The 8,312-nt window shown below is 63.0% G+C and carries 7 protein-coding genes and 1 pseudogene; 4 read left to right on the top strand and 4 right to left on the bottom strand.

Going from position 1 to position 8,312, the window contains the following annotated elements:
• The coding region (locus tag P0D70_RS04310) for a hypothetical protein (protein ID WP_408182929.1) at positions 1–1,879 on the top strand (1,879 nt) is incomplete at its 5' end.
• Positions 1,880–2,087: 208 nt separating this feature from the next.
• Here P0D70_RS04310 and P0D70_RS04305 read toward each other — a convergent pair.
• Positions 2,088–2,879 carry a hypothetical protein gene (locus tag P0D70_RS04305; protein ID WP_408182927.1) on the bottom strand — a complete coding sequence of 264 codons (792 nt, stop codon included), beginning with the start codon at positions 2,877–2,879 and terminating at the stop codon, positions 2,088–2,090.
• Positions 2,880–3,006: 127 nt separating this feature from the next.
• A pseudogene (locus P0D70_RS04300) lies at positions 3,007–3,276 on the bottom strand (MerR family transcriptional regulator); the annotation flags it as partial.
• A 79-nt stretch (positions 3,277–3,355) separates the two neighbouring features.
• Here P0D70_RS04300 and P0D70_RS04295 point away from each other — a divergent pair.
• The 3 genes from P0D70_RS04295 (at position 3,356) to P0D70_RS04285 (ending at position 6,784) form a co-directional block, all read left to right on the top strand.
• Positions 3,356–4,030: an HAD family hydrolase gene (locus P0D70_RS04295; protein WP_091807190.1), complete on the top strand. Its 675-nt coding sequence runs from the start codon at positions 3,356–3,358 to the stop codon at positions 4,028–4,030.
• Between the two features lie 331 nt (positions 4,031–4,361).
• Positions 4,362–5,324, top strand: coding sequence for a response regulator (locus P0D70_RS04290; RefSeq protein WP_408182924.1), 963 nt, complete (start codon positions 4,362–4,364; stop codon positions 5,322–5,324).
• A 23-nt stretch (positions 5,325–5,347) separates the two neighbouring features.
• Positions 5,348–6,784, top strand: a complete 1,437-nt coding sequence (locus P0D70_RS04285; RefSeq protein WP_408182922.1) for a sensor histidine kinase — start codon at positions 5,348–5,350, stop codon at positions 6,782–6,784.
• Here the strand turns inward: P0D70_RS04285 and P0D70_RS04280 are convergent.
• Entirely contained in the window at positions 6,775–7,740 is a 966-nt protein-coding gene (locus tag P0D70_RS04280) for an alpha/beta hydrolase (RefSeq protein ID WP_408182920.1), read from the bottom strand. The genes P0D70_RS04285 and P0D70_RS04280 overlap by 10 nt on opposite strands.
• Positions 7,733–8,242 (bottom strand): thioesterase family protein, encoded by a 510-nt coding sequence (locus P0D70_RS04275; protein ID WP_408182918.1) that lies wholly within the window; start codon positions 8,240–8,242, stop codon positions 7,733–7,735. Before P0D70_RS04275 ends, P0D70_RS04280 begins: the two co-directional genes overlap by 8 nt.
• Positions 8,243–8,312: the final 70 nt, after the last annotated feature.

Raw genomic sequence — 8,312 nt, 5'->3', positions numbered from 1 at the left:
CACCCCGACGCCGACGGCCACCCCGACGCCCACCCCGACGCCGACTCCGACGCCCACCCCGACGCCCACCCCGACCCCCCCCCCGACGCCCACCCCGAGCGGGGCGACCATGTCGTGCAGCACGCCGACACAAACGTCCGGCGGCACAGCGAATGGCGTGATCAGCGCCGATACGCCGACCACCGACGGCCTGCGCGTGTTTCAGAACAACGCCTCGTTCAAGCTGGCAATTACGACGAACGCCCCGAGCGCGGACACCGTCGTCTGGTCCGTTGCGGATTCGACCGGCGCGATCAAGACGCAAGGAAGTTTTGCAGTCAAGGCAGGCGTGCAAACCAGTACGATTCCGTGTACGTCGACGTGGTCCGGCTATGCGGCGCTCACCGCGACCTTGCGTTCGAACGGTGGCACGTTGCCGCGAAGCGGTACCCGTCCGGTCGGCATCGCCACGTTCGGTGTGTTGCCGAATCTGAGCTCGGCACTGGGCACCGTGACGTACGCGCATCAGGATCAGCACCGCTTCGGCATGCAGGGCTTTAACGGCAACATCGCCGCGCTGCACGCGCTGGGTATCTCGTGGACGATCGACGACCGTCAGGTATCGGCAATGGAACCCAACGGTCCCAACACGTACACGCCGAACGTGAATGACCTCGATCCGTTCTATAAGGCCAATCCGGATCAGATGCGTATCGTGCGTCTCGATGGCCTGCCGGCATGGGATTCGAAGACCGGCCAGTTCAACGACAGCTACTATGCACCGTCGAACATGGCTGAGTTTCAGACCTACATGGGCAAGGTCGGCACCGACACCAGCCTGATCCGCGCTGCCAATTACCCGAATCAGCAGAAGAACTACTATCAGGTAACGTGGGAGCCGAGCCTCGGTTGGGCCGATAGTGACGCGAATTTCGTTGCCATGTACAAGGCCGCCTACCAGGGCATTCATTCGACCGACCCGAATGCGGTCGTGATGGGCACCGGCAATCCGTTCGCCTCGAATTGCGACACTTGCACAACCGGTTATCTGCAGAAGTTCGGCGCACTCGGCCTGTGGAATTACATCGATGCAGTCGCAACGCATGGCTACTGGAATGCGGGTACGTATCCGTCGCATCCGCCTGAATTGCAGGACTCGGATCCGGATCCGGCGAACCAGGCCAACGCGCTCGACAACCAGATGACGCAGCTGCGCTCGGTCATGCAGGCAGGCAAGCCGAACATGAAGCTCTTCTTCACGGAAGCCGGCGTGAGCTACGATCCGGGCCTCAACTACGGTCCCAACGTTCCTTCGCAGAACCAGTTGTTCGCGCATGCGGCAGTCGGCGTGCGGGCACACATCATCGTGCTGGGTGGCGGCGCGCAGGTCACGACGCTTTTCTACGGTCCTGACTACCCGGGCGAAGTGGGCTACGGCTCGTTCTTCGATCTGAATGACGCACAAGGCGCGTTCGGTGCGACGAACCTGTCGCCGAAGCCTGAAGCGATGGCCTTCGCGACGATGACGCGGGTTCTCGACGGCACGAATACGCTGGGCCGGATCAAGGGCGCACCGTCAGGCGTCTTTGCCTATGCGTTCCAGCAACTGGGGAACGGCAAGGTCGTGACGGCGGCGTGGACGCACAGCAACGCACAATGGCCGGCGAGCAACGGCGCGTATAGCCAGACCTATTCGACCAGCTATTCGCTCCAGGTCGACAATGCCGGCACGTCGGGCAACGTGACGAAGATCGATGGTTACGGCAATGTCAGCACGGTCGCCTACACCAACGGTCAGGTCGCGCTGACGCTCACCGAGGTGCCGCAGTACATCGTGTCGAACAACGCGACGGTTGCCAAGGCCAACTCGACTGTTCCGCTCGGGTACACGGGCCAGTAAATGACCCGATAAGCAGTCGGACAAGCAGTCGGACAAGCAGTCCGACTAGCAGTCCGATAAGCGCGGAAAACGATCGACGCGCCGCCGATGTAAATGGCGGCGCGTCGATTGCGCTTTGGAATACGAAAACCAGCACCCTGTGCAGCGCTGACGCATTCGCGGAAGCCGATCACACTCGCGGTACTCCATCCCACTGCGCGAGCGGCGCTTACTGCTCCGCGTTCAGAACCTCGACACCCTTATCCGTAAAGAACGCAAGCCCGGCCCCGAGCATTGCGTACCGACTCTTGATCACCGGCATATCGTGTGGGGCCGCGTCGCGTAACGCCGCAAGATACTTGGGCGTGAATATGCGATGCCAACTGGCGGCAAGCTGATTCGCCGAACCGATCGTCTCGTGGTGCGCTGCGCCCCAATTCACCCGCAGCGGAAAGTGAACGAAACGCGCGGCCTGCTTCGGATCACCCTTCAGCGCGGCGAAATAGAAACCTTGAGCGCGCGCCTCGAATGCATGGTCCGATTCGTCGGTGATCATGCCGTACAGGCGACCCGCATTCGTGTCCGCGGGTGACATACTTTCGAGGGCGAGCTTGACTGGCAAAGTCTTTCCGCCGCCAGTCCAGGTGCCGGCAAGGCCGACGCTATTGGGAAAATCAAGCGGCTGGCCGCCGTTCGAACCATTGCCCGCAAAATGCAGCGTGAACGCGCCGTTCGCTTCCTGTAACGTCAGCGTGCCGCCGGATTGCTGACCGGTCAGCGCAATGTCCTTCAGGTAGCGGTAGTAGAAGTAATGTCCTTCGCCGAGATCTTTTCCATGCAGAGCGAGCGTCATGCCCACCTTCGCTTCGCCGACGGTGCCGGAATACGCAACCCGGGTCATGTCTACAGTCTGCGCGCAGGCGGAGTGATTGATGCTTATCGAAATCGTCAGTAGGGCGGCAAGCATTGCAATCGTGCGCTGCCTGCTCGGGCCATGAAGGCGCAATCGAAGTGTGTTCATGCAACGTCCTGTGAGCAGAAGTCGCGAGGCTAGCATGAACATGAAATGGCCTCGCTGATGGATCGCTTCAGTGTGAAGCACCGAATCTCCCGGTCGGCCAATACCGGCCGGAAGCCGGCACGCAGTATCAAAGCGGCTGCGCGACGTTCGCCATTGGCTCGCGGATGAACGCAAGCAGAGACTCGCCCGCCCATGTGCCGGCCATTAGTGCCGGCTCCGTTTGCAGCGCATGCCGAAACCTCGCCTGGGTGCGCGGATCATCGCCCGCGTAGCTCCTGAAGAGTTCGAGCCAGCGAAGCGCCAGTTCGCGTGCTTGCGATGACCGTAGCCCGACGCCCGCGTCGATCGCATCGCGCACCTCGGCCATGAGTTGCGGCCATTCCATTGCGCGCTTGCCGTTTCAGGCGCGGATTCTTGCGACCTGCCAAACCGGGGCATGGCATATTGGTGGCCGTGGTCACCAACAGGAGCTCACCATGCGAATCCAGACGTCTTTCCTCTTCGATCTCGACGGAACGCTGGTCGACAGCGTCTATCAGCATGTTCTGGCGTGGAAAGAAGCGCTCGACAGCGAAGGGATTCCTTTGTCGGTATGGCGGATTCACCGCAAGATCGGCATGAGCGGCGGCCTCTTCACCCATCAGCTTCTGCGGGAAACCCACGGCGAAATCAGTGCAGAACGGGTAGAGAGCCTGCGTCGTGCGCACGCCGCCGCCTATCAGCGACTGCGGGCGCAGGTGTGCCCGCTGCCGGGCGCGCGGGCGTTGCTCGACGCGCTCACGCAAGCCGGAACGCCGTGGGCCGTGGCGACCAGTGGCCGCATGGAGACGGCGGCGCTCAATCTGGAGGCGCTGGGTGTCGATCCCGCGAAGGCGGTGGTCGTTACGCGCGACGACGTCAAATATGCAAAACCGGATCCGGATCTGTTCATCGCCGCGGCTGAGCGGCTCGGCGTGCCGGTCGAAAACACGGTGGTGGTCGGGGACAGCATCTGGGACATGCTCGCGGCGCGGCGCTGCCGCGCTCTGGGCGTGGGCCTGTTGTCGGGCGGATACGGCACGGAGGAACTCGAACGCGCCGGTGCGCTGCGGGTGTACGACGACCCCGCCGATCTGCTGGAGCATCTGGACGAGGTCGCGTCGCGGCCGTAGCGGCCGGCTCCATCGCGCGGATTTTTCCGGTCACGCGTCGCCGCTGCCGTTGGTACTATATAGTTCAGGGGAATACGAAGTTTGCGGACCAGCATGAGAGAATCCGCCCTATGAGCGGGTAAGAGGCACGCCGGCGTGTTCCATATGCGAACACACGGAAAACCTGTAGCGGCAAAGTGCGGGGCGGGCGTGCAGGCAGTGGTCGAAGCGTCGGCCGCTCTCCAATCTGGGGGCGCCACGCCGCGACACGGCTTACGGACTCGCCTTGTCTTCCGGCGGCTGGCCTGCCGCGGCCATTCTCCGGAGGCGGCGCGACGAACCACGTGAAAATATGAACAACTTTATCCGACCACCTGTTCTGTACCCGTCAACGGTTGTTTTCGTGGATGACAACGACGGCTACCTGGACGCCCTGCGGCGTTTCTTTCCCGATATCACCACGAATCTGTTTTTTACGCGGCCTCAAACCGCGCTCGCCTTCATCCGTCAGCATGCTCGCGAAAATTCGCTGGAGTTTGCGCCGGCGTCGGCCTGTGTGAGCGAGACGGGCTTCGAGCGCTACGTGGAAAGCTCGGCGGAGCGGGACATTCTGGCGCGCGGCGCACGCTTTTCGGAAGTGGCGGCGGTAGTCGTGGATTTCGACATGCCGGGCATGAGCGGCGTCGAATTCCTCTCGGCCATCTCCAATCTGCGCTGCGCGAAAGTGCTGTTGACCGGTGTGGCGGACGAAACCGTCGCGGTCAAGGCCTTTAACGCCGGAATCGTCGATTTATACCTGAGAAAGACGGATATCGATTCCGCAAACCGGCTGGCCAACTTCCTGAAAGATGCAAAAAACAGGCATTGTTCAGAAGGCGGCTGGCTGGCGTTGGGCGATAGCGGCATGACGTACTGCGATCCGCGTACGCGCAAAGTCATCGACGAACTGGTGGCCGCGCATAACATCGTCGAATACTATTGGCGCCCGGAACAGGATGCCATTCTGATGTTCGACCGCGCCGGAAACCCGAGCGTTTTCGTTGCATGGGCCGAGAACGACTGGATCTCACAGGGCGAAATCGTGGCGGACGAGGACGGCCCGGCCGACCTGCTGAAACAGATGGCGGTGCGCGAGGTGATGCCGGTATTCTGGCCGAATCTGGCCTACCGTTCCGGCATGAACTTCAGGACGCTGACGCCGCAGCCCGTTCCGGGCTGGGGTGACGTGTTCTACTGCTGGTCCCCGATCGACGCAGCCGACGTGGGCATGAACCTCGTAACTTTCGCGCAATGGCGGAATGAGCGGAATCGCTAAATTCGGCCGACACGTTGAGCCACATGTACGCAATTCCGACAGCCTTCGTGTCCGCGATGTTCGTGGTGTTCGGCCTGTACGTACTGATTACGCAGGGGGCGACGCGGCTATTCACGCCGTTTATCCTGATGTGCGCGGCGACGTTCGCCTGGCAAGGCACCTGGACACTGCTGTTCCAGACCGACAACCCGCAGACCGCGGAAATGCTGGTCCGGTGCGGCTATCTCTTCATTCTCTTTCTACCCACCACGTTCTATCACTTCGTCACGGAGGTGGTGGCGCAGCGCCGTGAGCGGCCAATACTGCTCGCGTCGTACGGCCTGTGCTTCGTCCTTGCGATACTGCTTCCCGGCAACGAAGTGGTGGCCGGCTATCAGCGCTTCTTCTTCGGCTTCTATCCGGTCGCCGGGCCGCTGCATCCGTTGCATGTCGTGCAGACCGTGTTGCTGGCCGTGCGCAGCGGGCAGCTTCTGCTCGCCGCGCGCCGCAAGGCCGAGGGGCACGCGCGCAGACGCCTCGACCTGTGCCTGGCGAGCCTTTGCCTGTACTCGTTTGCGGCGGTGGATTACGCGGTCAACTACGGCTACGGGTTTTATCCACCGGGCGTCCTGTTCATCGGCCTCAGCCTCGCGCTGCTGGCGATCACCATCGTCCGCTATCACCTGATTCACCCCTATGCCGTTGCGGCGACCATCGCGCACGAGATATCGACGCCGCTCGCGACCATCGGCATGCACGCCGACGAGATCGCCAGCGTCTGGTCTCACGTGTTCGACGGCTACCGGATGGCGGTCACGCACGGAATTTACGATGACCATGACCCATCCGGACAAACCGAGCGCATCGGCCAGCTGGCGACGGCAATCCGGCGCGAAGTCTCGGGAACCAGCGCGATGGTTGAGATGGCGCTCGCGTCCTACACGCTCGATCGCCTGGACCGCAGCGGTTTCAGCCGGCATTCGGTGCGGCAATGTGTGATGTCGGCGCTGGAACGCTATCCGTTTCACAGCGGCGAGCGGGCACGCGTCACGGTGACGCCCATCGATCCCGCCATGGCGTTCTCGGGTTCGGATACGGTGGTGGTCTTCGTGCTGTTCAACCTGCTGAAAAACGCGTTGCATGCGATCCGCCTGGGCGGCGATGGTCAGATCACGATCAGCGCCGCTCAGGATCAGGACTTTTGCGTGCTGCAATTCCGTGACACCGGGCCGGGCATTTCACCCGATGTTCTGCCCTATATCTTCGACGCTTTTTTCACGACCAAACGTCACGGCAGCGGCGCGGGGATGGGGCTCGCGTTCTGCCGTCGCGCAACGGAGCTTCTGGGCGGGAGTATCGAGTGCAGTTCGATAAGCGGCACGCATACCACCTTCACGGTGCGGTTGCCGGCGCCGAATACACCCGCGGACCGTGCGCTGCGCAAGGCGCCGAGCCGCTCGCCGCGCGAACCTCAGCGCTGACCGGCAAAAGACGCCGGTGCCGCATGCTCGCGAAGAAAACGGCACACCTCCGCGTGCAAGCTCTGCACGCCTGGGCTGGATTCAATAGCGCGCCAGCATCCGTGGACGAGTCCGGCGCCGATCCACAGCCGCGCTTCTCCACCGGCTGCATGGATACGCTCCGCAAACACGCGCGCGTCGTCTCTCAACGGATCGTGTTCGACGCCGATCGCGAGCGTCGGCGGCAGGCTGTCGAAGCGTGTCGCGTCGAGCGGGATGGTCCACGCGGGGTACGGCGGGTGTGCGCCCCAATAAAAATCGCGAAATGCGTGAACATCCGCCAGCTTGAGCATGGGCGCATGCGCTTCGGTTTCACGCGCGGGCGGCTGAGGGTCGGTGCCGAGCATCGGATAGACCAGCACAAGGCCGCGCAGGCCCTGAACGCCGTCATCGCGCAGGCGCATCGCCACACTGGCCGCAAGCGTGGCGCCGGCGCTGTCGCCGGCCAGTTGCAGCGCGGCGCCAGACTGTAAATCGAACGGTAAGCGTCCTGCCAAAGCGGCGAGCGTGACCTCCAGGCAATCGTCGTGCGCGGCAGGGGCGCGGTGTTCGGGCGCGAGCCGGTAGTCGACCGCGATCACGTCAAGACCGGTGTCCGCGGCGATGCGCGCCGTCATGACCTGATGGCTGTCGAGCGAGCCGAGTACGAAGCCTCCGCCGTGAAAGTACAGCACGGTGCCAGGCTGCGTTTCGTGCCGGCCTGCGCGGTTGCGGTACAGCCGCAGCGCGATCGAATGGCCCGCGCGGGATTGGAGCGCGGCGTCCTGGGTCGCGACGTTATCGGGCAGCGCGGGCGTGAACGCCGCCGCGTACCGGTCGTAGATCTGGCGCTGCTCGGACGGCGTCAGCGAAGTCGAATGCCCTGAGTAAATCGCAGCGGTTCTTTCGATAAACGCGGCAATCTCTGGCTCAAGCATGTTCAATCCCGCTGGGTTTCGTGGCGGCGGGCAAGCCGATCACGCGGCCGGCAAACCTGGCCGGTGGCAGCGCGGCATGCGCGTCGGCCAGCCCGCGTACGTGCGCGGCGACATCCGGATCGAACGCGGCGGCGCGCGGCCCGCCGGTATCGACATGCAGCAACATCTGCTCGCCCGCGGCCACCGGGTCGCCGCCGTCGCCGGCAAACATCTCCAGGTACAGATGCAGGCGCTTCGCATCGTGGCCGAGCACCCGCATGTCGACGCGCACCTGTGCACCTCCCTTGATCTCATGCAGATAGTTGATGTGGGCCTCGAGCGTGTAGATCGAGCGCCGGCGCTCTTTGCGCACTGCGTCCGGCAAACCGATCAGGTCGATCAGCGCGTCGGTCGCGAAGCTGAAAATCAGCATATAGAACGCGTCGCGCAAATGGCCGTTGTAATCGACCCATTCGGCCCGCACCGTATCGCGATAGCAGGGCAGGGCAGCAGGTTGCGGCATCGGCAGTCCTCTTTGTGTTTTGTATCAAAGGCGTCGGTTGTGGGCGAACGTAGTGCTGCTCACGGCTCAC

Origin of the sequence: Paraburkholderia sp. RL17-381-BIF-C (genome assembly GCF_046026435.1) — a bacterium.
GTDB lineage: Bacteria > Pseudomonadota > Gammaproteobacteria > Burkholderiales > Burkholderiaceae > Paraburkholderia.
This window is presented reverse-complemented; position numbering and strand designations above follow the sequence as displayed.